This is a genomic window from Porphyromonas sp. KLE 1280, from assembly GCF_000700805.1.
In the GTDB taxonomy this organism is placed as follows: Bacteria; Bacteroidota; Bacteroidia; order Bacteroidales; family Porphyromonadaceae; genus Porphyromonas; species Porphyromonas pasteri.
In genome coordinates this window covers 556,371-580,615 of sequence record NZ_KL362962.1, presented here as the reverse complement: position 1 = coordinate 580,615, position 24,245 = coordinate 556,371, and the positions used below count along the sequence as shown (strand labels likewise).

At 53.4% G+C, this 24,245-nt stretch carries 16 protein-coding genes; 1 reads left to right on the top strand and 15 read right to left on the bottom strand.

The annotated features are described in order from the left end of the window. Positions 1-219 precede the first annotated feature (219 nt). The 11 genes from cobA to HMPREF1121_RS02195 all read right to left on the bottom strand — a co-directional run bounded on the left by cobA (position 220) and on the right by HMPREF1121_RS02195 (position 15,236). Complete coding sequence (cobA, locus tag HMPREF1121_RS02245) at positions 220-1,725, bottom strand: uroporphyrinogen-III C-methyltransferase (protein ID WP_044114465.1); 1,506 nt, start codon at positions 1,723-1,725, stop codon at positions 220-222. Then, a complete protein-coding gene (gene hemC, locus HMPREF1121_RS02240) occupies positions 1,722-2,618 on the bottom strand; it encodes a hydroxymethylbilane synthase (protein ID WP_044114464.1) in 897 nt (298 codons plus the stop codon). The genes cobA and hemC overlap by 4 nt, the downstream gene beginning before the upstream one ends. After that, positions 2,608-3,879 (bottom strand): glutamyl-tRNA reductase, encoded by a 1,272-nt coding sequence (gene hemA / locus HMPREF1121_RS02235; protein ID WP_044114463.1) that lies wholly within the window; start codon positions 3,877-3,879, stop codon positions 2,608-2,610. Before hemA ends, hemC begins: the two co-directional genes overlap by 11 nt. Further along, entirely contained in the window at positions 3,863-5,938 is a 2,076-nt protein-coding gene (locus tag HMPREF1121_RS08610; protein ID WP_052353553.1) for an ATP-binding cassette domain-containing protein, read from the bottom strand. The genes hemA and HMPREF1121_RS08610 overlap by 17 nt, the downstream gene beginning before the upstream one ends. Then, positions 5,938-6,978 (bottom strand): energy-coupling factor ABC transporter permease, encoded by a 1,041-nt coding sequence (locus HMPREF1121_RS02225; protein ID WP_084151907.1) that lies wholly within the window; start codon positions 6,976-6,978, stop codon positions 5,938-5,940. Before HMPREF1121_RS02225 ends, HMPREF1121_RS08610 begins: the two co-directional genes overlap by 1 nt. A 62-nt stretch (positions 6,979-7,040) precedes the next feature. Next, the gene (locus HMPREF1121_RS02220; protein ID WP_044114462.1) at positions 7,041-7,934 is read right to left on the bottom strand and encodes a sirohydrochlorin cobaltochelatase; all 894 of its coding nucleotides are present in this window, start codon (positions 7,932-7,934) and stop codon (positions 7,041-7,043) included. A 420-nt stretch (positions 7,935-8,354) separates the two neighbouring features. Next, on the bottom strand, positions 8,355-9,569 hold the full coding sequence (locus HMPREF1121_RS02215; RefSeq protein ID WP_044114461.1) for a C1 family peptidase: 1,215 nt from the start codon (positions 9,567-9,569) through the stop codon (positions 8,355-8,357). 169 nt (positions 9,570-9,738) lie between these two features. Continuing rightward, entirely contained in the window at positions 9,739-10,392 is a 654-nt protein-coding gene (locus HMPREF1121_RS02210) for an MBL fold metallo-hydrolase (protein WP_044114460.1), read from the bottom strand. Positions 10,393-10,439: 47 nt separating this feature from the next. After that, complete coding sequence (locus tag HMPREF1121_RS02205) at positions 10,440-12,524, bottom strand: RecQ family ATP-dependent DNA helicase (protein ID WP_052353552.1); 2,085 nt, start codon at positions 12,522-12,524, stop codon at positions 10,440-10,442. A gap of 18 nt (positions 12,525-12,542) precedes the next feature. Further along, a complete protein-coding gene (recJ, locus tag HMPREF1121_RS02200; RefSeq protein WP_044114459.1) occupies positions 12,543-14,312 on the bottom strand; it encodes a single-stranded-DNA-specific exonuclease RecJ in 1,770 nt (589 codons plus the stop codon). 24 nt (positions 14,313-14,336) lie between these two features. After that, complete coding sequence (locus tag HMPREF1121_RS02195; protein ID WP_044114458.1) at positions 14,337-15,236, bottom strand: DUF4919 domain-containing protein; 900 nt, start codon at positions 15,234-15,236, stop codon at positions 14,337-14,339. A gap of 1,362 nt (positions 15,237-16,598) precedes the next feature. On the opposite strand from HMPREF1121_RS02195, the gene HMPREF1121_RS02190 reads away from it, so the two are divergent. Further along, a complete protein-coding gene (locus HMPREF1121_RS02190; protein WP_009433227.1) occupies positions 16,599-17,522 on the top strand; it encodes a magnesium transporter CorA family protein in 924 nt (307 codons plus the stop codon). A 110-nt stretch (positions 17,523-17,632) separates the two neighbouring features. Here HMPREF1121_RS02190 and HMPREF1121_RS02185 read toward each other — a convergent pair whose 3' ends face one another. From HMPREF1121_RS02185 to feoB, 4 genes are read right to left on the bottom strand one after another with little or no spacing between them, the layout of a single operon-like run. Beyond that, positions 17,633-19,912, bottom strand: coding sequence for a RelA/SpoT family protein (locus HMPREF1121_RS02185; protein WP_044114457.1), 2,280 nt, complete (start codon positions 19,910-19,912; stop codon positions 17,633-17,635). Positions 19,913-19,941: 29 nt separating this feature from the next. Continuing rightward, a complete protein-coding gene (locus tag HMPREF1121_RS02180; protein WP_009433114.1) occupies positions 19,942-20,916 on the bottom strand; it encodes a calcium/sodium antiporter in 975 nt (324 codons plus the stop codon). Positions 20,917-20,957: 41 nt separating this feature from the next. Beyond that, the gene (locus HMPREF1121_RS02175) at positions 20,958-21,101 is read right to left on the bottom strand and encodes a FeoB-associated Cys-rich membrane protein (protein ID WP_044114456.1); all 144 of its coding nucleotides are present in this window, start codon (positions 21,099-21,101) and stop codon (positions 20,958-20,960) included. Between the two features lie 11 nt (positions 21,102-21,112). Beyond that, a complete protein-coding gene (feoB, locus tag HMPREF1121_RS02170) occupies positions 21,113-23,647 on the bottom strand; it encodes a ferrous iron transport protein B (protein ID WP_044114455.1) in 2,535 nt (844 codons plus the stop codon). Between the last annotated feature and the right edge of the window lie 598 nt (positions 23,648-24,245).

Below are 24,245 nucleotides of genomic sequence, written 5' to 3'. Positions count from 1 at the left end.
TAAGGCGGAGGGCTTGTGTATCTCTTCGGTGAGGTGCATTATTGGGGAGCTGGGCGCACGATGCCTTAGCACTCTAAATAGAGGACTGGACTCTCGGGAACAGTCTCTATATGTTTGCTCCAGCTTCCAGCAGACAGGTACTCTACACCATACGAAAGCGGGGTGCAGGACCTGATGCCCTACACCCCGCTACTACTTGGTGATGGATAATAGAATGCCTTAGCCGAGGCGCTCTATGAGAGCTCCGACGAGCGATGGGATGGTCGCCTGCGGTGCGATGAGCTGGGGCTCAAGGCCGTAGCTTCGTACGGCGCCTGCCGTTTGCTCTCCAAGGACTGCGATGGGAAGCGTACGTAGCAGGTCGGTCAGCTGATATTGCTCCAGTAGCTCTACAAGGTGATGGATCGCCGATGAGCTGCAAGCCGTCAGGTAGTCAGCTGATGCCAGCGTCGCCCGAAGCTCCTCCGCTTCGTAATGAATTGGGCTATTGGTGTAGAGCGGAAGGCGCTCACAGCGGTAGCCAGCTTCCTGCAGGAGATGAGCAAGGTCGTCATGCGCCAGTGCCGAAGCTGGTAGAAGGAGGGGCTTATCGTGGGGGGCAGAGACTTGCTCCACAAATTCGTGGGCGAAGGCCTTAGCGTGGTACTCGCTGGGCATGAAGTCGGGCTTGATACCTTGAGCTTCGAGCGCTGCCGTGGTCATCGGTCCCAGCGATGCAATACGGCAGGGCGAGAGCGCACGGGTATCAAGTCCAGCTCGGTGCAGTGCTGCGAAGAAGAACTCCACGGCATTGGGCGAGGTGAAGAAGATCCAGCCGTAGCGCGCCAGCTGACCGAGGTGCGTGGCGACTTCTGCGTTGATGGCTTCGTTGGATGATAGTTCGATGGTCGGGAGAAGGAGTGCCTCGGCGCCTTCACTTTCGAGGGCTTCCTGCAGTGAGGAGGCTTGATGACGTGCTCGCGTGACGATGACCTTCTTCCCAGCCAAGGGGCGTGACGTGCGACCTTCACTCAGACGAATCACCTCCCCTATGACGAAGAGGGCGGGCGTATAGGCCGTGAAGTCTTCTTCGGGGTCAGTGAACTCCCCGAGGGTGCGTGCTAAGAGTGCCTGCTGTGGGGTCGTCCCTCGGCTAACCAAAGCTGCTGGGGTCGCTGCAGAGCATCCCGCCTCGATGAGAGCTTGGCTAATCGAAGCGATTTGGCGAACACCCATGTAGAAGATCAGTGTACCGCCGAGCTTGGCAAGAGCTTGCCAATCGAAGGTAGGGAGCTCTCCTGACTCCGAGTGGGCAGTAAGGCAAGTGAACGAACGACTGACTGCTCGGTGCGTCACGGGAATATCGAAGTAGGCAGGAGCTGCAAGCCCTGCCGTGATCCCTGGCACAATCTCATAGCGGATACCAGCTTCGCGGAGTACGTTCATCTCTTCACCCCCGTGGGCAAAGACAAAGGGATCGCCGCCCTTGAGACGTACGATCTTGCTCGCCCCTTCAGAGGCCAGCTCGACGAGCAGCGCATTGATCTCGGCCTGCTTCATAGAGTGTGCGCCATAGCGCTTCCCTACATTGTAGAGGCGAGTAGTCGGGGGGATGAGCTCGATAATGCGGGGAGAGACGAGAGCGTCATAGACGACGATCTCCGCTGAGGTGATCAGTTCGTAGGCACGACGGGTAAGAAGCTTGGGGTCACCAGGACCTGCTCCGACAAGATATACGGTACTCATGCTGTGGTGATATGCTGAAGGCGCTCGATGAGCTGCGAGAGAAGGGTGTCAATATCTGAGAGTGGGGAGCGGTGCGTAGCCAGATAGTGCTCTGTCCCCGAAGCGTTCGCGTAGAAGACACGAAGCTCTGCCGTCTCGCCCTCAATATGGCAGACGCAGCCCAAGGGGAGGGCACAGCCGCCACCTAAGCGCTTGAGGAGGCTTCGCTCAATGGTAACCTCTCGCTCGGTCTTCGCATCATGGATCTGCTGAAGTAGGGTCTGTAGCTCACCATCTTCGTCTCGCGTCTGGACGGCAATAGCTGCCTGCCCAGGAGCAGGTACGATGATCTCTTCACTGATAGGATAGCGGGTGACGTCCTTCATATCCAGACGAGTGAGACCAGCTTCTGCGAGGAGGGTAGCATCGAAGAGTCCAGCGTCGACCTTGCCTATGCGAGTCTCTACATTCCCTCGGATGGGCTCGGTACGCAGATGAGGATAGTGGAGAGCTATCTGGTAGGCACGGCGCCGGCTTGATGTCCCGATGAGAGCACCTTCGGGCAAAGCCTCGAGAGGCATCGGACCTATGAGCGTGTCGTGTGTGACGGCACGGGGCAGATAAGCTGCTATGCGGGTGCCAGGAGCGGGATCAACGGGAAGATCCTTTAGGCTGTGCACGGCGAAGTCTATCTCTCCAGCTCGCAGTGCTTCCTCAAGCGCCCCCGTGAAGAGCCCCTTGTCTCCCGAGGCATCCAGGGAGAGATGCTGGAGCTTGTCCCCCTTTGTCTTGATGATCTTGAGCTCGATCTGAAGGGTAGGAAAGTGCTGGAGGAGGGCATCGCGTACCATCTCGCTCTGGCGCAGCGCGAGCTGGCTTCCTCGCGTCCCGAGGATGAAGGTCTTAGGAGTCATGTGATGGGAGCTTACCTTGTATATGGGTGAAGAGCTGGAGGAGTGTCTTGGAGTAGGTCTTAAGCCCTGTCGTCTCGCTCAGCTCTCGCAGTGCGGAGACGATCGCAGTCGTGTAAGTGGTGCGCAGATGTTCGTCCCAGTGCGAGATGAGCTTACGCTCCTCTTCGCTTAAGTCGTGGGGAAGGGCAGAGAGCTCCTTGTCGAGAAGCTGATGGGATACCTGCTGGATGAGACCGATCGTTTGTCTCACCTCTGCCGCATCGCACCACTGGAGGAAGTCCTGTACCATCGACTGGATGTAGCTACGTATCTCCTCGTGCTGGTGAATCTCTTCGCCCGAGAGATACTGCTGACTTCTCAGATCATCGATCGTATAGAGATGGAGGTGGGGTACTTCGTCCAGCGAAGGATCGACATTGCGTGGTACGGCCATGTCAAAGAAGTAGCGCTCCCCTTGTGGTATATGTGCAAGGAGCTCCTCCGTGATAATCGGAGTAAGAGAAGAGGTGGCCACGAAGGTGATAGGAGAGGTTGTGAGCGCCTGAGGAAGATAATCATCCGAGTACACCGAGGAGATCTGATGCTTCTCTGCAAAGGCCATGGCTCGCTCACGGGTACGATTGTAGATGCTCACCATAGGATGCTGGAGCTCCTGTAGGCGGTGGGCAATGACTTCAGCCATCTGTCCCGCTCCGAGGATGAGTACGGGCTGCTCAGAGAAGTTCGTGATGCGCTGTCGGAGGTAGTCGACGGCTGCTATCCCTGCAGAGATCGGTGTCGCCGAGAGTAGGTACTCACTGCGCACTTTTTTAGCAGTCTCAAAGGCTCGATGACAGAGACGAGAGATCACGGCTGTACTCTGCTCGTGAGTCGTAGCACGACGATAGGCTTCCTTCAGCTGTCCGAGGATTTGGGTTTCTCCAAGGACCATCGACTCCAGCCCACAAGCCAAACGAAAGAGGTGGCGTATGGCCTCTGTGTGATGTAGAGTTGTGAAGATTGATTCGTCCCCAGAGTGGCGTATGCGCTTGAAGCGATAGAGACTGCGGATGAGTGTAGACTCAAGCTCCTGTGTTACTTGGTTGGGTGCTTCATAATAGATCTCCAGGCGGTTGCAAGTAGAGAGAACAAAGCCACCAAGTAGACCTTGCTCCCCTTGCCACTGTGAGATAAGTTGGACTGCTTCTTCCTCTCCGAGGGCGAACTGCTCACGTCTCGATAGGGAGGCGGTCTTATGGTTGATACTAATGAGTCCGATCATGGATCGTATCCTGTAGTAGTGATTCTTTTAGTTTGTCGTAGGCCTGGCGTAGACGAGCACGCTCAGCCTCATCGGTAGCCTCTTGCAGTGCTTGACGATATTGGGAGAGGGCTTGTAACCGTCCTTCGAAGCCATCGGGAAGTGTTTCACTCCATGCCGTCTTGAGCTGCTGTGTGATCTCGGGGAGGCGGTAGTCGCTGTGCACTGATAGGGTAATCCCTTCCTTGTGTGCGGTAGCACCAAACTGTAAGTTCCCTCGTGTTGCATCGCTGAGCAGGGAGAAGAGGTAGCCTGTAGCCTCAAGTTCTTTCGCAAAGCGAAGCTCTTCACCAGCGTCTCCTATTCCTAAGATGACGATACGTGCCTCACCTACATCGGAGATTCCAGTGTAAGCACGAGGAATCCACTCAAAGTCACCTCGTCGTGCTGCTTCTGTGAGCTCATCACAGAGAGCTGGTGCCATGACTTTGAATGGGATGCGACGCTCAATGAGTCCTTGGGCTTTGCGCCAAATACCCTTTCCTCCTCCCACGAGGAGTATGGGGAGAGTCTCCGATGATAGGAAGAGCGGGAGGTGATACTGCGGTAGCTCCGTACGGATTGGGCGGGGAGGCGCCTGCTGATGCGTACGAGTTCGCCATGCCCAGGGTTGTGGAAGGTGCTTATCCTTTAGCAGGATACTATCGGACCAAAGATCAGGAGCCTTACGATCACAAATCAGTTTGCCTGCCTCCATCAGTAATACTCGATCGGCGAAGCGGCTGGCCAGTTCCATATCGTGGGTGGAGATGATGATGGTCTTCCCTGCAAGATGTAGCTGCTCCAGTAAGTCCAACACACGCTCCGTGTACAACGCGTCAAGTGCCGCCGTAGGTTCGTCAAGGATTAGAACTTCAGGATCGGTAGCGAGGACAGCTACCAGAGCTACCCACTTCTTTTGACCTTCGCTCAGTTCATGGGGAGGCTTGTGGCGGAGCTCGGCAAGGTTGTAGCGAGTCAAGAGTTCCTCAAGTCGCTTATGGAGGGCTCCCTCACGCAGACCCATATTCTTAAGCCCGAAGGCGATCTCATCCTCGACAGAGGGAGTGAAGAGCTGATAATTGGAGTTTTGGAGTACGAGTGCTACTTGTTGCCTTAGCGCGACTCGCTCTTGTGGATGAATTAATTGGCCATGTAGATAGACTTCTCCATCCCATGAAGGTTGGAGTCCTGAGAGTAGAAGGAAGAGGGTAGACTTCCCTGCGCCGTTATGCCCGATGAGAGCTATGCGCTCTCCTCGCTGTATGGTGCAGGTGACACCCTGGAGAGCCTCATATCCATCTTCATAGTGGAAGGATAGCTCTTTGACTTGCAGTAGAGGAAAGTGATTCATACTCTCAGTGCTGTTGTGTGAGCTACTTCTTAGACCTTCATCTTCATATCCTCGAGATTGGAGCCCAAGGTAAAGTTTGTCTGATTCGACTTGGCTTAATATAAAAGTACGCGAGAGGAGCATGCCGAAGTGCTGGAACTTCTCGCTCAAGCTCCCTTGGTAACCCAGACGGCTCATCTGTGCCAGACGAATCTGCCCTGCCGTTTCCTCTAGGACGAAGATATAGCGGTAGGTGAGCTCAATGAGCTCAATGAAGAGCTTGGGAGTACCAAGGCTGCGTAGCACTGTGTAGAGTCGATGGAGAGGAAGAAGCTGAAGGAGGAGCATCATCGAGGAGGCGGAGGCTAAGCAGTGAAGCCCCGTTTTGAGAGCCTGTACACTTCCCCCCTTCGTTATGCCCCAGCCTCCGAAGTCTATCCATAGAGAGCTCCCTTCTCCACGGCCTAAGGCAATCGGTAGAATTGAGAGGAGAATGAAGAATGAGAGGATGAGGAGTCTGCGTGTCAAGAGCCATCTTTTTCCCGTGCTTCGAGCAAAAGTCAAGCCAATGATAGCTGCTGCAAGCATAAGGAGATAAGCTGTATGCTGCAGCACAAGTGCTACCCCAAGGAGAAGTAGACACAAGAATAAGTACCCCTGCTCCTCACGGAGCGTAGGACGTCGAGAGCAGTGCTTCGTGTGGGACATTAGGCTTCTTGTTCCTTCTGCTTGGATTGATGTCTCTTATAAATGAGCTGGTAGTATCCCCAGGCGAATAGAGCAATACCAATAGCTACCTGCAGTGCGAAGAGAAGAGGCTCTGCAAACTCTGATGGCTCGAAGCTCTCAAGGAATGGAGTTGGATTGAAGCCCGGGGTTAGTCGCCCAATCATTTCTCCGGCTTGGTCATCCGTACCTGCTCCTATGTCAAAAAGGCCTGCTAAGATGGGTAATGCAAGGCTGACTACAGCGAGAATTGAGAGCCAAATGAATTGTGGGCGTAGGCTACTCTCTGTAGAGGACTTCGTGCTGGATGCTTTCACGCTGGTAGCCGTTTTTGCTTGGCTCTTTTCAAGGAGGCGGAGTACAATGACTGTCAAGATACCTTCAATAATAGAGAGTGGCACCTGTGTGATAGCGAAGATCCCGAGGAATTTCCATGCAGCTCCCATAATACCTGTGACGGTATCGGGATAGACAACAGCAAGCTGAAAAGAGGTGACGATATAGGTTGCCATCGATCCGCAGAAGGTTGCGATGAAGATGACCAGACTCTTTGGTAAGCGAGCAGAGGTTAGAAGGCGAAAGAGTGCGTAGGCAACAAAAGGGCCTGCAATAGATAGCGAGAAAATATTTGCCCCCAGTGTACTGATCCCCCCATGAGCCAATAGCAGAGCTTGGAAGAGAAGCACGATAGCTCCGACTAAAGGCATTGCCATAGGACCAATCGTAAGCGTACCCAATGTGGTCCCAGTAAGGTGGGAGCTACTCCCCGCGACGGAGGGCATCTTTAGAGCAGAGAGAATGAAAGTATAAGCAGCTGCCAAGGCGAAAGAACTCTTCATGCGAGGAGAAGCCTTGATCTGACGGGCTACAAAGCGATAGCTGAAGACCACAAAGGGGAGAGCTATGAGATACCAAAGGATGCACCACTTCAGAGGAATGAATCCTTCCATGATGTGCATAGCCCCAAGTGGCTCTAGTCCCAAAGCGAGCGTGAGGAGCAGTAGATAGATACGCTTATTCATAGTTGAGGTTGTCGATATATATGAATATGCAGGTATATATGAATATGCAGGGCCGGTCACAATTACTGCTCGCGCTCTGCTGCCATCAGATGATCAAGCCATACCTGACGGAGGGAGGCATAGTCTGCCAGCCCGTGAAGGTGACAATTTTCTTCTTCGATCTTGTAGCCAAGCGCCTTGAAGCGGATCTTCCAGCTTTGCTCTTCCAAAGGGGTATCCTCTTCTTCGTCACCCGCCATATCATTGAGAGCATGATCACCCGCTACAGACATGAGGGGGAGGAGGTTAAGCGTCGTGCCCACTGGACATACCTCAGCTAATCGCTCAGCGACGTCCTCAAAGAGCATGTCTTCAAAGTCTACCGTCCCGATGAGTATGCGCGAGCAGCGCCCCTGTAGGTAGTCATGTAGTCGACGATAGCGACCATTGGCTTCGGGATGCTTATCTGTATTGTTGCCATGTCCCATGAGTATGAGAGCTTCCCCTCGCTCCAAGCACTCGCGGAAGAGTGAATAGATACAATCTCCTACACGCTCAATATCAGCTTGACTCCAAAGTAGGGGTACACCGACTGTAGTCGGTATCTGAGGAAAGAGACGATGGAACTGTGGAATGTAGCGGTCATCAATGAAAGAGTACTCCAGACCAGGAATGACGTGTAGAGACTGGATACTTACAGCCTTATAGCCAGCTTCACCAATGGCTTCGAGCCACTTATCTGTGGTATAGTATTCTTCGCCTGTCTTCTTAAGCCATTTGCGGATGCAGAACTTGGAGGTGAAGGCCATATAGATATCTCTATCGGGGAAACTCTCAGCAAAGGCATTGCGCAATGTTGCAAAGGTTTTGTGTGGCCCTTCATAGGTACTCCCAAAAGTGACTAATAGCAGGGCTCGCTCATGTCGCTTCTCTGCGCAGACACGGGCGATCAGTGGGTTTTGGTTGCTCTGTTGCATAGTGATTACTCCTGTACATTGGCCTCATGGCGATACTTCACCTAATGAGGATTGCACAAAGTTACTCTTTATCTAACAGATTCTAAAGGACGAAAAGGAGGAGATCGGTCTGCTATACGATCAGATGAGCAGGGGCTATAAAACGAGTGTTGACTGTCTCCCGACAGCCAACACCCTTCGTTAACCTTAAATCTAATACCATGAAAAACACACTGCAGATATACGTTAAATAATTTGGGTCCTCCAAATATTTCTTGATGTTTATTTACTTTATATTCGTATGTCGCTTTTGGATAGAGTATTCCTACGATGAGAGAACTTTCATACAAGGGAGGAATATCTGTTTGCTGCTGACAAATGGATAAAAATAGGCCCTCAGGATATCCTGAGGACCTATTAAATATTTGAGATCAGAAACTCTTACTTAGTCTTGATGCCTAGCTTCTTGGCGATGTCTTCAGGGATAGCTGAGCGATGAAGTACGATGTTCATCGTCTTACCCTTTACGAAGTTGTAAGAAGCGTACCAGTGTCCCTTGTAGGCACCAGCTTCACCCCATGAGTTCTTTACCATGAAGAACTTGCGGCCAATCTGGTTCTTTGCGATACCGTAGATCACCATACCATGGTCGTCGGTGAGCTCGTAGTTGTCGAAGCCCTTCTGACGATACTCCTGGGTAGGTTCGATTTCGGGTACATCAGCCGTGTGGATGAGCTGATTCAGCAGGCGCTGCTTATCTGAGGAGTTAAGGCCGATCCAGCGAGCCTGGTCAGAACCCTTCGTTTCGATTTCTTCCACATCGGGGAGGACAGCAATACCGTCACGGGTGAAGCCCTTTTCACTCACGTCAGAGCCCCAAGCGATCGTGTAGCCCTTATCGATGGCATACTCCATGGTGCGCATGAATTCATCGATGGGGAGGTTATAGGACTCAGCCCAACGCCAGTTGTCTTCGATTTCGAGGGCGAACTTGCTGTAGAAGGGGTGATGGGTGAAGGAGGTCAGTGAGACGTAGTCGTCAGCATTCAGGCCCATTTCCTGAGCGTAGCTCTTAGGCGTGTACTTCTTGCCATTGAACGTGAAGCTTTCGGGAAGCTTGCCGAGGTACTGGTCGATGATAGACTCAAAGGCGGGGTACCATGCTGGAGAGAGCTTACCATTAGGATTGCTGACGATAGCGTCAAGGAAGCCCTTGAGTGCAGCTTCCATTTCGCCGTGCTGGTTCTTAGTCGTCCCGTAGTTAAGACCAGGGAGGACTGACTGGGGAACAGCACCATACTCCTTGAGTACATAGAGTACATCGTAGAAAGAACCGCCCTGTGCGAAGTTCAGCTTGCCGTGTAGACGGACATACTTACGTCCCTTGTCGCGGTAGGAGTGGCTGACTACGAACATCTCAGAGAGGTCATACTCACCCTTACCGATGCGGATCAGCTCATCTTCCAGGAAGCTCTGACCTGAGTAAGCCCAGCAAGTACCTGAGTTTGCCTGATTCTTGATTGAGGTGATGCGTGCGTCCTTGACGGTCGTGAAGACGTTAGGCTGTCCAGCGTCCTTAGACTGAGTGGGTGCTTGTGCCAGTGCCAGGGAAGAAGTCATCCCTGCGATGGCCATGATAGCGATAAGTTTCTTCATCTTTGATGGGTATATGTAATAGTTACGAGTTACATCAAGTGCCTATTCCCTATGGGTATTTGCCACAAGGGTATCCAAAGATACACAATAATTCGCTTCGTCGGCTCGTAGTCAGACAGCTGCAAAGATGTGGCTCGGGAGTAGATTGCCTTTAGGGGTAAGGGCGAAACTACTGGAGGAAAGGATTCTTGCGACGCTCGTATCCAATAGTGGTCTCTGGTCCGTGCCCGCTGAAGACAATTGTTTCATCGGGTAGTGGAAGATACTGGGTACGGATTGACTCAACAAGCTGATCATAGCTCCCATACCAGAAGTCCGTGCGACCAATTGTCCCCTGGAGTAGGGTGTCCCCAGAGAGTAGAATACCAGACTCAGGTGCATAGTAAGCGAGGTGACCGGGGGCATGTCCAGGGACAAAGAGAACTCGAAGCTCTTCACTGCCGAGGCGAATGAGATCATCTTGCCCAACCATCGTATAGCGCTCTGCTGGAACATCCTCCAGTGGTAGGGGAATAGCATAGCCCTTGAGTTGCTCAGAGGGGAGGGGGAGCTTCTCGAAGTCAATAGCGTTGGCATAGGCTGTGATATGAGGCCACTCCTTGAGGACGTATGCGGCTCCCCATACATGATCGAAGTGCTGATGGGTGCAGAGCATAAGGGCCGGTATAAGTCCTTGCTCCGTGATAAAGTCACGTAGCTTCTCTTCCTCAGAGTGGCGCATGCAGCCTGGGTCAACGATGGCAGCCTCACGGCTCTCTTCATCGTAGAGGACGTAGGTATTCTCTTGTACAGGCCCGAAGGTAAACTGGTGAATCTTAAGCATAGGTTGATAATGATGATAGTCTTAGTGGGGGATAGTGCCATCAGCCTCTAAGGCATTTGGCGTCGTAGATGAGAGCCATCGATCTCCAGCCCTTCGCTGAGCTCTCCTGCCCAATAGCGTATAGCAGCCATGGTGTCCAGAGGATGGTAGGGGAGGGCTGCGATGATTTTCTCGATGGGATAGCTCTCTACGGTGGTACCGAGGAAGGAGCGCTCAAGCTCCTCGCCTACGGCATCGATGATGTATTGATGTAGTCCCGAAGGATGCTTGCGAAGACAAACATCACATGCTCCACAGGGGGTACTCTCAGTCTCTCCAAAGTAAGCGAGAAGCATACGAGAGCGGCAGGTCTCTTCCTCTTCTATATAGGTACGTACAGCCCCGATGCGGTCACTCATCTTGTCGTGACGCTCCTGATAGGCTGCATAGGGTATACGGAGATATTGGCTGTCTTCACGTCGGATGAGGAAGTGTAGGCGAGGGATATCCTTTTTCGGAATGTAGTGCAGGACGCCTTGGCGAGATAGTGCCACAAGGAAGGTGTAGACCTCATCTTCGCTGTAGCCCGAGAGGGTAGATAGGTCGCGCTCATTGATGCACACGTAGTCAGAGAAGAGTCCCGTATAGCTACGTAGTATCGTGCGAATGAGGCGGTCGGGACCGATATGGGGTTGGTAAAGCTCCTTGCTCGGGATGAGGAAGCGGAGCATTGAGCGGCTGTCATCATCGTGGTACTCCAGCCACTTCGACAGCTGCATGATCTCGATAGCGTGACGGGTCTGCACGGGACGCATATGGAAGCGTCGTATGAAGAGCTCGATGTCAAAGTCATACGTGTGATCCAGCCCCTCTCCTTCTCCGATAGCGAGGAAGTTGCAGATCTGATCATATACCTCGCGGATGTATTCCTTCTCGGGGAAGGTATCCTGCAAGCGACGATGTAGCATCCTGGAGTCCTGACTACCGACGATAGCCACTGCGTAGGAGTGCTCACCATCGCGCCCTGCACGCCCTGCCTCCTGATAGTATTCCTCGAGGGAAGAGGGCATGGTGAGATGGATGACCAGGCGTACATCGGGCTTATCGATACCCATACCGAAGGCATTCGTTGCGACCATGACACGCACCTCTCCCCGCATCCATCGCCCTTGGCGCATCTCACGCTCGGTATAGGTTAGCCCTGCATGATAGTAGGTTGCACTGATTCCTTCGGCGAGGAGTGCTTCAGAGACCGTCTGACAGAGCTGCTTATTGCGGCAGTAGATGATGGCAGCTCCTTCTACTCGGGAGAGTATGAAGCGCATCATCGCGGGCTTGTCATCGCTGCGACGTATCGAATAGGAGATGTTGGGGCGAAGGAAGCTCTTCTGATAGAAGGCATAGCCTGGGCGGAAGTGAAGGACACGCTTGATATCCTCGACGACCTCGCTCGTTGCTGTCGCTGTAAGAGCCAAGATGGGTACCTCGGGAAGCTGCTCACGGAGCTTCGGTAGCTCAAGGTAGGAGGGGCGGAAGTCATACCCCCACTGACACACGCAGTGACATTCGTCGATGACAATGAGTGAGACGGTCAGGGCATGGAGCCATGCTTGGAAGCGCTCACTACCTACACGCTCAGGAGAGACATAGAGGAACTTGTACTTTCCGAAGAGGCAATTATCCAGAGCCGTCTGTACCTTCTCTTGCGACATGCCCGAGTGGATCGCTGTAGCACGTATCCCCCGAGCTCGTAGGTGGTCTACCTGATCCTTCATCAGAGAGATGAGGGGCGTGATGACAAGTGTCAGCCCTGGGAGCATGAGCCCTGGTACTTGGAAGGTGATGCTCTTTCCTCCTCCAGTCGGCATAAGTCCTAAGGTGTCTCGTCCGTCCAGTGCTGCTTGTACGATCTCTCTTTGTAGAGGTCGGAAGGTAGAGTAGCCCCAGTAGCGCTCCAGCACTTCTTCGGGGGAGAGGTCGTTGTCGGCTACTCCTGGTCGAGGATCATGCCCAGGTGTGACGAGGGGGATGGAGAGGGGATCTTCATCGAATAGGTCTTCAGGCCAGAGTTCATGATGCTCAATGATCGGATCATCAGCACTTGGATCTGGACCTAAGAGCTCCTCAAAGTCTTCGGTAGAGGTCGGTCTCATGGTGGCGTCCAGCGTGATCTATCGGTCGGTGAGTCGCTCTGATAGCTCGCTTTCGAGGCAGAGATCCTTGACACGTAGCTGTAGGAAGCTTTGCGGATAGAAGTTGTTTTCCTCGAGCTCAAAGCACAGGGCAAAGGCGTTGTGCCGTGTGATCTCGGGAGCATAGCGAGCCAGCCCCAGAGCGAAGCCATGGAGGGGACGGATGCGCTGATAGCTGTCGGTCATACGTAGGCTCAGATGCTGAAGTGCCTTGCCTACAGCACGTGTGCCACCGGCATCCCGCATACTACGAGTCATGAAGATGGGACGCTCGTTGTCCGTGCCGAAGGGATAGAGCATCTCTACCTGACGGAGGAGCGTGCGTGACACCTCGGAGGGCTTGAGTTCTGCATCGATTTGGAGGGTAGGAGTGAATGGTTGCGAGGTGGTTTGCTCCACACCATCAGCATACTCCTGTATGCGTCGCATAAACTCAGGGAGGCGGTCCTCACGGATCGTCAGTCCTGCAGCAAAGATGTGTCCACCGAAGTTCTCCAAGCAGTCACTGCAAGCTTGGATGGCTTGGTATAAGTCGAAGCCTCTAGCAGAGCGTCCTGATCCGGCGAGGAAGTCGCCTGTACTATGGGAGAGGATGAGCACAGGGCGGTGGAAGCGGTCAGCCAGTCGTGCTGCTACGATGCCCATGACTCCCTTGTTCCACTCTGGACGGTAGAGGATGATGAGTCGCTGCTTCTGGAGCTGTGGGTCACTCTCGACGAGGGCAATGGCCTCACGTGTGACCTGCTGATCGAGCTCCTGACGCTGGCGATTGTATTCGTCGAGTATCTGGCTCTGTACCTCTGCTGTAGCCGCATCCTCGGCAATGAGGAGCTTGACAGACTCAGCGCCGTGTGCCATACGCCCTGCGGCATTGATACGTGGTCCGAGCTCGTAGTAGATGCTCGCCATGTCGACGCGACCAGGCTGGATCTTCCCTAAGCGCATGAGATAGGTGATAGCTACCGAGGGGTGGCTATTGATCAGCTGCAGGCCGTGAGATATGAAGATACGGTTCTCCCCAAGTATGGAAACTCGGTCCTGAGCGATACTTAGGACGAGAAGCTCCAGCAGGGGGAGAAGCGTTTCGAAAGGCATGTTACGATGAGAGGCAAGCCCTTGTACAAGCTTGAAAGCTACCCCACAGCCCGAGAGCTCGGTGAAGGGGTAGTGGTTGTCACGACGCTTGGGGTTGAGGATGGCAGTAGCTGGGGGAAGGCTATCATCGGGCGTGTGGTGGTCGCAGACGATGAAGTCCATCCCATGCTCTCGAGCATAGGTGATTTCCTCAAACGCCTTGATCCCCGTATCTACCGATATGATGAGGCTGACACCTAACTGCCGTGCATAATCTATGCCCTGCAGGGTGATGCCATAGCCATCGTCATAGCGATCTGGGATATAGTAGTGGAGGTATTCCTCGGGCAAGCATTGTGCTCGCAGATAGCGATAGAGTAGTGCTACGGCTGTAGTGCCATCGACGTCATAGTCTCCGTAGATCAAGATATGCTCCCGCTGCTCAATAGCTCTATTCAGCCGCTCGACAGCGATCAGCATATCCTCCATAGCGAAGGGATCATGTAGCTCCTCAAGACGTGGAGAGAAGAAGCTCTGTGCCTCCTCATAAGTGCGTATACCCCTTGCTACAAGGAGGCGCCCCATAGCAGGGAAGAGTCCCAAGCGTGTGGCTAATTCACAAGCTTGGTTCTCCTCATCCGTGGTATATTGTCTTATCTCCCAGCTTTGGGACATGCTTATATCTCCTTGCTAGTGCTACTACTTCTTTGTGGTGGCGCTGGGCGTCAGGGTAGGCTGGATCAGATAGTAATGTTGCTGTGTCTTACCCTTCCCAGAGCCTTGTATCTCTACAACGACATAGTCCTTGCCTTTGTTCGTTTGCTCACGGCTGGCGAGGATTTCCTCGCGAGGTGTCTCATTCCAATGCTGCTCAAAGAGAAGAGCATCGTCGAGCGAGCGCACCTGAATGGCCTTATCAAAGCTCGAGCCATCACCCGTGTGGGCGATCATGCTGAGAAGCTCGACGAGCTGGTACATGTAGGTATTGAATCGTGAACTCTTGAGGTGAAGCGAGAGGTCGCAGGCGCGCTTGATGAGCCCAATATGCGTGGGGGTACGCCACAGCCCTTGTTGGACGGTCTTGAGTGCCTCAGTGAAGTTCTTCCCCTCGATAAGGCGATCGGCCTCAGCCTCTATCTTGCTGAGGAAGGGAGCTGTGTCTTCACGTCCATCTACTGAGAAGTACAGCTCTCTGATATCTGCGCGACTGAGCGTAGAGTCTGCGCGACGGAAGCGTGTCGTCAAGAGCTCATTGGACTGTGTGCCCTTTTCGCTTACCTTCTGTACAGGTGCTGTCCCCCCCGTACGCAGGCGAATGCTGTCCTGACGCATCTTCTCAAGTTGCTCCTCACTGGGAGCTTGGGCTGCATAGTAGCGGCCACGTGCGCGCGAACGTATATTATAGGAGTGGCGGCCACGACGTGAGGAGCTGTGACTGCTCTTCGCCGAGCTCTTACTCTTGGATGACTTGGAGGAGGGCTTCTTACTCGTAGAGGTCGTAGGCTTCTTGCGGCTACGTGCTTCCCCTATTGATGGGACGGATAGGGAGAGGCTGAGGGCAGCCAGCAGGAGGGTTATCTTCGAATGGATAGGTCGCATAGTTGTTTCTTGTTAGTCGTCTCCGATGCTCATTGAGGTAGGAGAGAAGCTCTTCGCTACTGCCCCACGGCAAGCTCGGAGGGTGATCACTGAGTGTCGCTTAGAAGGAACGAGGTCAATCTGTGCCTCAGTATAGGGGAGGGGGTCCCCGTCACTTAGACAAAGATAGCGGAAACGGCTCGGATTACCTATGCCCATCCGCTCTTCTTTACTAAGAAAAGGCATACAAAAAGCCACATTTCAGGGGCTAACTCATACTTAATGACTACTTCCTTGTGCAGAGGTTTAAGCATAGGGTACTCCTGCTACAGTCTTGATGGGGAGCACAACAAGAGTGGAATGTCAGAAGTCCTATGATGATCGTATGGGGGGTCTTGTTATCTGTTTGTAAATTAGATTATTGTGGGTGCCAAGGTGCGGTCCTGTAATGGCTATTCATTGGGATCCGTATAAGGAGGGATCAATGAACCAGTACCGCTCACATCAGAGAACTCTTCGCTTTATTGCGAGTATTCTTCTTATCCAGCGGAGGGTAAAGTGTCTTTGTCGCAAAGAAAAAGCGCCATCACGTAGTGCTTTTTCCGCATCTATGTACGTAGCCTTAAAGACCAGGCACGTAAATCCAAATATCCACGTACGTAGATATTAGAGCCACGTACGTAGTCTAAACTTATCTGCCACTCGTCCACAACTTTATGTTCCTACCCAGAGCAACAACCTAATAGAGGTTACTTTACAAAGCTATATACGAATCAGTCCAAAGCTATATAGCTTTCTTCGCTATCCATATAGCTCTACCCACACACCCATATACCTATATGAGACTATTGTGCAAGGTCGCCTCTTCATTACTCATACCTTCTCCCCTTGAAAATCGGAGTCTTTAGGCTGAGAAGTTTGAAGGAGGAAAGTGCAAGCTGTGAAGAGATGGCCTTGCGCAATGGTCTCCTGATTACTAAGCGATTATCTTTTTGATAGCACTTAAGTGTGGGGATGGATTGTGGAGCTATATTGAGCATCAGCTACTTATCCTTTGGTGTATTTCCTTCACTTTCTCGCTAGGCAGGCGCTTCAGCTGGGCGCTTTTTCTTACCTTTGCACGAAGTTTTTTAGTGAAGGTGCTGTGAATAGCCCCTATAGAGAGCTTTATAGTTAATATAACCGCTAAGGAAAATAAGACAGATGGACGATTCCCTCCCGCCGAATGAGCGCTGTGTAAGCGCCTCTCGCTCCGTCGTCTTGCCCTACGGACTTCCCCGCCTCTGAGGTGGAAGCTGTATGAGGTGAGCCGACAGGATCCACTCCGTAAGTACTGAAGTGCTCGGAGCCCAATAGTCCCACCACATACAGCTAAGCGATATAATGAAGAGCTACCTCACCTTCGAGCCGGGTGTACCCGAGCTGGAAGAGTTCGCCCCCCACTGCTGGGTGCACGTCGAGTGCCCCGATGAAGATGACTTCATGTTCCTGACGAAGGAGCTGGGCATACCAAGAGAATTCCTATCCGACATCGCTGATATTGATGAGCGTCCACGTGCAGAGCGCGAGGATGATTGGCTCCTGACCATTCTCCGCATTCCGATGGATGGAGGCGGACCGGGTATGCCTTATCAGACCGTCCCTCTGGGGATCATCACGGGGCATCGTGCTACAGTCTCTGTTTGCTACAGACGTACGCAGCTCTTACCCGACTTCATCAATCATATCCGACGAAAGAATATCGGTATTGCCAACCAGACCGAGTTCGTCACACGTATGATTTACTCGTCAGCGGTATGGTTCCTGAAGTACCTGAAGCTGATGTATCTCGAGATCAATCGTGCAGAGAAAGAGCTGGAGCTTAGCATTCGTAATGAGGACCTCCTCCGCATCATGCGTCTGCAGCGATCACTCGTTTACTTCAGTACCTCTATACGAGGTAATGAAGCTATGCTTGGGCGTCTGCGTACGACCTCACGTGCTTCGAGTGTCGATCCAGATCTCTTCGAAGACGTGAGCATTGAGCTTCGTCAGGCTTACAATACGATCAATATCTACACCGATATTGTCACGAGTATGATGGATGCCTCGGCCAATATTATCTCCAACAATGTGAATACGATCATGAAGCGTATGACGAGTATCTCCATTGTGCTGACGGTGCCGACGATGATCTCGAGCTTCTTCGGGATGAACGTCAACGTCTACCTTGGCGAATGGTACTGGGCATTCCTCGCGATCTTCGGCGTGTCAGTGGCGATCTCAGGCTTAGCCTTCTATCTCTTCCGTAAGATTAAGTGGTTCTAGGAGTCCACGTAGACACGTAGATACAATTCAAAATAAAGACAGCCGCCCCCCCGCATCTCATCGTGCGAGGGGGCGGCTGTCTTTGTATGAGGGAGAGTGCTAGGCGGTGATTAGCTACGCCCTGCATCCAGCTCTGAGAGGCGGTAGACCTCGTGGATGGCAGGGTTGCGGCGTAGGATCTGGCAGATAGCTTCGACCTGGCGCGTGTCTAATACCTTCACAGAGATCGTCCCCTGGAACACTCCATCGTGTGCCTTCAAGTCGATGGCTGTGATGCTGACCTTGAAGTCTTCTAAGAAGATCTGCGATATAGCGTTGAGCAGTCCTTTGGAGTCGATCCCACGGATGACGAGTGTCGTCTCGAAGAGTGGAGTGTGATGTGTGCTCCAGTGTACCGAGAGTAGGCGGTCGCCCTGTACGGTCTTGTATCGTGTCGCCTCGGGGCAGGAGCATTTATGTACGATGACTTCACTCTCGTCGCTGATGATACCGAGGGCGTCATCGCCAGGGATGGGATGGCAGCAGGGCGCTATCTTATAGTTGAGTAAGCCGTCTTGCTCGATGAGCTCATAGGGATGAGACTTATCAATTGTAGGGCGTTGTACGATCGTACCGCTAAGGGTCTGACCTTCGCGTTCCTTGCTGGAGAAGAGCGAAGAGAAGACACGCGTGACACGATTACCGCCACTCTTTGGTGTCTTCCCTTGGACGACTCGATCAAAGTCTTCGGGGAACTCGAAGGTCCCATCACCGATGTGTCGGAGGAAGGTATCAGGCTTGTCGTAGCGGTAGAGGTGGGTGAGGCGGTTGAGGAGCGAGGAGGTAAGCTGCTCTCCCTGGCTCTTGAGGCACTCTGTGAGGAGGGCTTCACCCTGTGCGATGGCTTCGCGTTGGCGTCTACGAAGTGCTGTCTCGATCTTGACCTTCGCATAAGCGGTCGCCACGAAGTTGAGCCATCCAGGCTCGGGCTGTACCATCTTACTCGTCAAGATCTCGACTTGATCTCCATTGGAGAGGCGGTAGGAGAGAGGGAGCACCTTATGATTGACCTTCGCCCCGATACAGGTGTCTCCAAGATCGGTGTGGACAGCATAGGCGAAGTCCAGGACAGAGGCATCACGTGGTAGGGTGATGGGGCGCCCCTTGGGGGTGAAGACGGTGATGTCGTGGGCGTAGAGACTGAGATGTACCGTGTCGAGGAACTCCATTCCCTTCGAGTCGGGGTGATTGAGGACTTCGCGGATGGTATCCAGCCAGATCTCCAGCTCGTGGTCTTCTTCGACTACGTCTCTCTTGTAGCGCCAGTGGGCAGCGAGCCCCTGCTCGGCGATCTCATCCATCCGACGACTACGGATCTGTACTTCGACCCACTGAGCATCAGGCCCCAGCACAGTGAGGTGCAGGGCTTGGTAACCGTTCCCCTTAGGAGTAGATAGCCAGTCGCGCAGGCGGTCAGGGCGATTGCGGTAGATCTCTGTAATAGCCGTGTAGATGTCCCAGCAACGGTTCTTCTCTGGGTACCCATCTTGACTATCAAAGATGATACGCACGGCAAAGAGGTCATAGACTTCCTCGAAGGGGATGCCCTTAATCTGCATCTTACGCCAGATAGAGAAGCATCCCTTGACACGCGTCTTCATCTCGTAGCTGAGGCCCATAGAGTCAAAGCGTGCCTTCAGTGGTGCAGCGAAGCGATGGAAGAGATCCTCACGACCAGCTTCACTCTCCTCCACCTTGCGCTTGATCTCTGCATAGGCATCGGGGTGCTCGTAGCGGAAGCTGAGGTCCTCCAGTTCGGTTTTGATGGAGAAGAGCCCGAGGCGGTCGGCCAGCGGTGCGTAGAAGAAGGAGGTCTCACCTGCGATCTTAAGCTGCTTGTCGGGCTTCATCGAGCCGAGCGTGCGCATGTTGTGTAGGCGGTCGGCGATCTTGATGAGGATCACACGGGCATCATCACCGATGGTCAGTAGGAGCTTTCGGATATTCTGCGCCTGCAGGCTGTCGATGTTCTGCGGTACCTGCTCGGTGGAGATCTTCGTAAGGCCTTCGACGATCTGTGCGATCTTATCACCGAAGCCACGGCGGATATCCTCTACGGTGTACTCGGTATCCTCTACGACATCGTGCAAGAGGGCGCAGCAGATCGAGGTAGACCCGAGGCCGATCTCCTTGCATACGATACGAGCCACTGCGATGGGATGCAGGATGTAGGGCTCACCACTACGTCGGCGTACCAATCCGTGTGCATGACGAGCCAGGCGAAAGGCCTGGTCGATGATCTCAGTCTTCTGTCGGTGAGGCGACGCTATATAGTCCGCGATGAGTGCTTGGTACTCTTGGTCGATGAGGGCTTCTTCCTCGGGGGAAAAGCTGAGGCTAATCTGTGCCATGGGTAGAGGTATACCAGAAGATTAGGGGATTAGAGCTGCATGATCAAGTAGACAGTGTAGGCGATGAAGCCAAGGGCGAGGATCGCACCTTCGCCACGCTTGACTACCCGCTGACCGAAGAGGACTGCGAAGATGTAGAGCATGATGCCTGCAGCTATCATGACGAGGAAGTCCAGAGGTGTGACGCCACCTATGCGGATCGGGGTGATGCTGGAGCTGACACCGAGGATAAGGAAGACGTTGAAGATATTTGACCCGACGATATTTCCTACGGCTATCTCGGGCTGCTTCTTGAGGGCAGCTGCTACGGACGTAGCCAGTTCTGGGAGTGATGTACCAGCAGCTACGATAGTCAAGCCGATGAAGCTCTCACTCATACCGAAGGTGCGTGCAATGCTTGAGGCTGAGGTGACGAAGAGGTCACCACCATAGACCAGTGCAGCGAGCCCACCGACGATGAAGACGATGAGGAGCCAGATGGGGTAAGGCTTGAGGGGCGTGTTGTCTGCGTGGGGGTCATTGGGGCTATCCTTGGCGATGGCGAAGGTGTAGGTAAGGAAGATGAGGAAGAAGCCCAGCAGGGTAAGCCCTTCTCCTCGTGAGAGGATGTTCTCCGTCGCTCCCGTACCCGCAAAGATCGTATCGTAGGAGAGGAAGAAGAGCACCAAGAAGGAGAGGAGCATCAGAGGTATCTCACGTCGGATGGTACTCTGGGTGATGGTGATCGGAGCTACTACTGCTGTCACCCCACCGATAGCGAGGAGGTTGAAGATGTTGGAGCCAACGACGTTCCCCATAGCGATATCGGCATTGCCCTTAAGTGCGGACATGAGGCTGACGATGAGCTCAGGTGCAGAGGTGCCGAAGGCGACGATCGTGAGCCCCACGACCAGAGGCGAGAGCCCCATACGACGTGCCAAGGTCGAAGCTCCTTCGGTGAGGTAGTTAGCCCCGACTATAATCAGGACAATCCCAAGTAGGAAGAGTAGGATATCTACAAGCATATATACAGAGATAGAGTGGTGTGGACGTGAAGATAGGGGAGTTAGTGGCAGCAGCCCGAGCAACCCGAGCAGCCACCATTGTTCTTGTCGTCTTCCTTCTTCGGGCGAAGCATACGGTAGAGTGCGCGTCCGATGAAGAAGACTACGATAGCAAGGATGATGAGTACAGCTATTTCTTGAGCCATAGGGATATTGCTTAGCCTAATAGGTGAGCGGTCTGGTAGACGATGAAGCAGATGAGCCACGCTATCCCGCAGGAGTAGAGCGCGGAGAAGACTCCCCACTTCCAGTGACCAGCCTCACGGCCGATTGCGATGAGCGTCGCGACACAAGGGAAGTAAAGTAGGACAAAGAGCATGAAGGTATAGGCAATAATGGGGGTGAAGGAGGGCGAGCCATCAGCACGGACCTCCTGCTTCATGCGCGTGGAGAGCTGAGAGAGAGCTTCGTCGCCATCCGCTCCATTACCCGTATAGATGACACCCATTGTGCTGACGACGACCTCCTTAGCCATGAGACCTGATACGATGCTTACACCCATCTTCCAGTCGAAGCCTAAGGGGCGGATCACGGGTTCACTGAGGTGCCCGATACGCCCGATGATAGACTGCTCCTGGTGGTAGGTGGCGAAGCTATGCTCAAGTGAATCAATGCGAGACTGCTTGATCTCCTCGGGGAGGGTAGACTGGGTGAGTGCTTCGACCTGCTGGTCCTTCTGCTCGCGTAGCTCATTCTGACGAGGATAGTAGCTCATGAACCACACGATGATGGAGGCTGCCAAGATCACCGTACCCATCTTCTGAAGGTACTGCTTGGAGCGCATCCACACGTGGATGGCTACCGAGCGCACTGTCGGGCGACGGTAGGGAGGAAGCTCCATGACGAAGGGGATGTCCTCTCCCTTGAAGACAGCGCTCTTTAGTAGTCGGGCTGATATGACTGCCATCAGTACACCGATGAGGTAGAGCGAGAAGAGTACCAAGGTAGCCTGCCAAGGGATGGGGAAGAAGGCGCCAGCTAAGAGCAGATAGACTGGTAGGCGTGCCGAGCAACTCATGAATGGGAGGACGAGCATCGTGATCAGTCTGCTCTTGCGACTCTCGATCATACGGGTACTCATCACGGCTGGTACATTACAGCCAAAGCCCATGATCAGCGGGATGAAGGACTTGCCATGTAGGCCCATACGGTGCATGAGCTTGTCCATGATGAAGGCAGCACGGGCCATGTACCCACTATCCTCAAGGAGCGAAATGAAGAGGTAGAGGATGACGATCTGTGGGAGGAAGACGATTACGCCCCCGACCCCAGCGATGATACCATCGACGATGAGATCGCGCAGCGGACCTTCACTCATTACTCCACCGACCCATTCACCGAGGGCATTTACCCCGGCATCAATCAGGTCCATCGGGTACTGCCCGAGGGTGAAGGTGAAGAAGAACATCAGCCCCATCAATAAAAGGAAGAGTGGAAAGCCCCACAGACGGCTGGTGACGATGTCATCAATGTGGTCGGTGAGTGTTCGCTTGCCGGTATGCTTAGGGAAGTAGGTCTCCTTGAGTGCGCCCGAGATGAAGCCATAGCGGGCATCTGTGATCAGTGATTCAGCCTCTTCCTCTGTCTGCTCATGGAGCTTACGCAGGGCAAAGTCTCGAGCGGATAGGAGGAAGCCCCCACGAGGGTAGCGTGAGAGGAGTTGCTTCTCGACCTCGCTGTCGCGCTCAAGGAGCTTGACGGCAGTGGAGCGTGCGACGATAGGATCAGTGATATCGGTATGCTCTCTGATCTTCTTCTCCTGCTCGCTGATGAGAGGCTCGAGGAGTGAGCCATAGGGGATGCGTAGAGGTCGGAGCTTACCAGTCTCTATGTCGACCAGCTGCTCATCACCTTCCTTCAGTCCCTTTGCCAAGCTAATGATCTCATCAAATAGAGCTTCCAGCCCCAGCCCTGTGCGACAGATCGTCGGGATCATCGGGATACCGAGAAGGCGCGAGAGGCGAGGGTAGTCGAAGTACTCCTTGCGCTGCATGAACTCGTCGAACATATTCAGTGCGACGACGACGGGTAGCCCGAGCTCCTTGATCTGGAGCGTCAGGTAAAGGTTGCGCTCGATATTGCAGGTGTCTACGACGTTGAGCACCAGATCGGGGCGCTCCTTACCCGTAAGATAGTTACGGATGTAGACCTCTTCGGGACTATAAGGGGAGAGGGAGTAGGAGCCTGGTAGGTCAATGAGCTCGATACGGTAGCCTCCATAATATATGTACCCACTCTTGGCCTCAATGGTTACGCCACTGTAGTTCCCTACGTGCTCGTGGGCCCCACTGGCTTGGTTGAAGAGGGAAGTCTTCCCACAGTTAGGGTTGCCGAGTAGGGCAATGCGAAGGGTGGGGAGCTCGCGGGTTTTGATATGTCCCAGCTCCATGCGTTGGAGGCTGTGTAGCTCAGGGTCGGGAAGTAGCTCTTGCGGAGCCTCGATGATATCTGTCTGCTCCTCGAAGGGCTCAAGAAGCCGTACCTCGATGCGCTCAGCATCGCGGTGTCGGAGCGAGACATTATAGTCCAGGATCTTGTAGTATATAGGATCTCGGAGGGGCGCATTGTGCACGGCCATAATCTCCTTGCCTTGCACGAAACCCATCTCAAGGATGCGCTTGCGGAAAGCACCAGATCCACCGACCCGCACGATGACGGCCTTCTGGCCGGTCTGTAGTTGAGCTAAGTTCATGTCTACAAAGTTATGCAAAAAGCCGTACTCACCTCGCGAAGGACCTGCTGAAGAAAAGGTCTTAGCTTTGCTCTCTGTTCCCCCTCAGCTTCACCTCGATCATAGATCGCTCTTTCTCTTCGGAGAGTGTTCGCCGTTATACCTTCGTTGGGCAGAGCATGAGGGGGACTGATGGGGCTTGGGGCGTGAGTGATATTCTATATATATGAGACTGTGGCCGCGAGTCCTGCCATCTATTTATTCTGCTAAGGCATCGTACGTAGTTCCCCGATATGCCCTCCGAAGTGATACACAAGCCTTTCTCCTTATCGCGCGTATTCCTCTTATCCAGCGGAGGGGAAAGTGTCATTTCCGTGAAGAAAAAAAGCGCCTTCACATAGTGGTTTTCCTCTGTCTCTGCACGTAGTCTTAAAGACCAGGTACGTAAATCTAAATATCCATGTACGTAGATATTAGAGCCACGTACGTAGCCCAAACTTATCTGCCACTCGTCCACAACTTTTATCCATACGCAGAGCAGCGACCTAATATAGGGGTTGCAGGGATTGCTCTATCGGTGGGTGATGTGAACCAGTACTGCTCGCTCGTCCGGCCAGTA